Source organism: Aeromonas sobria (genome assembly GCF_050266975.1).
GTDB classification, from domain to species: Bacteria; Pseudomonadota; Gammaproteobacteria; order Enterobacterales; family Aeromonadaceae; genus Aeromonas; species Aeromonas sobria_B.
The window spans coordinates 1-1,307 of record NZ_JBKISU010000075.1 but is presented as its reverse complement, the minus strand read 5'-3'; the positions used below and the strand labels follow the sequence as shown (position 1 = coordinate 1,307).

The 1,307-nt window shown below is 41.6% G+C and carries 2 protein-coding genes; both read left to right on the top strand.

Annotated features, from left to right (window positions below; translation table 11 throughout):
* The first annotated feature begins 316 nt into the window (after window positions 1-316).
* On the top strand, window positions 317-769 hold the full coding sequence (locus ACLHZ1_RS20465; protein WP_427263525.1) for an antitoxin Xre/MbcA/ParS toxin-binding domain-containing protein: 453 nt from the start codon (window positions 317-319) through the stop codon (window positions 767-769).
* 195 nt (window positions 770-964) lie between these two features.
* A complete protein-coding gene (locus ACLHZ1_RS20460; protein ID WP_427263524.1) occupies window positions 965-1,204 on the top strand; it encodes a hypothetical protein in 240 nt (79 codons plus the stop codon).
* Window positions 1,205-1,307: the final 103 nt, after the last annotated feature.

Genomic DNA, 1,307 nt, shown 5'->3' with positions numbered 1-1,307 from the left:
TCGATGTGGTTGAGGATTAGTTCGTGGTTAAACATGGGGATAGTCTGTTGGGTATTAGCTGGTCAAGGATGGCGATCATACCTCAGAAGCCGCGCCACGCCTCGCTCATATGAGGGGATGGTTAAGCATATCAACGGAAAATCTTCGCTAGGTTGATATTTCGTATAGGATAGCGGCAATGTTGCCATCTACGCTCAATGTTGCACATTACCTGATGGGGAAGTCGCTTAAACAACCTGAACAGGAAGTGTGCCTAGAATAGGGTGGTAATCCACTGTCTATATAATATGAATTTTGTGATACACACGAGGCAGCTATGAATGTCGGAACCTCATACAACCCCCCCAAGAATTTAGTTGGAAAGCCAGATGGCCTTCTGGCCACATTGTCATTGCCTAAGCAGCCTGTTGATGCACACAAAGAGACTCTAGCTGGATTCTCATATGAGATCGTAAAAAAACTATCCATCATGACGCAGATCGATGAAATCACGATTTGCCAATTAGCTAACGTCACCTTTACCAAGGGAAAAATACAGCGCAAGAACGTTTTATCATCAGAGCAAAGCATAAGACTATACGTATTCATAAGGACATTGGATGCGGCTTTGCAGCTTTTTGATGGAGATGTTTCAACTGCAATTCAGTGGCTTAAGTCGCCTTCCAGAGCCTTGGGTGATGAGAGTCCCATACTAATGTTGAGCACCCCTCCTGGAGTTGAGGCTGTTATGGATCTTATCGGCCAAATTAAACATGGCATTATTCCATAAACAAATTAAACTGCTCAGTGCATACTTTAAAATTTAAATATGATTATTGCATGTAGGACATAATAACATATACTACCTCATCTGAATCAACTACTAATGAGTCGGGCGAAATGCAAACATCAGGATGTAATTAATGTTTAACTCGAAGGCTGTATGTAGGTTGTAAATTATATCTAAACATAAGACTATATACTCATGAAAATACACAAAAACACTAATGGCAAAGTAGCTTCTCTCGAAGAGATAAGTGTGCTGTCATTTGAGTATGATGACCTGGTAATTCGTTTCAAACGAGCTAAATCAGAAGAGACCCTTGAGGTTATGTATAAAGGAGCCTTAAACAAGGTGGAGAAACTACTAACAGGTAAAGCCTTAGTAACGGCACAGATCGCTATAGAACGGGCACTTGATGAGCCTGTAAATGATTCTGTGTAACTGCCCACTCCATTACAGGTGACCGTTCAGGCGATCACCGAACTCGATAATAAAGCGATTTAGAGCAAGCTTCCAATTCTGGATCGGCATGGTCCATTTCTTG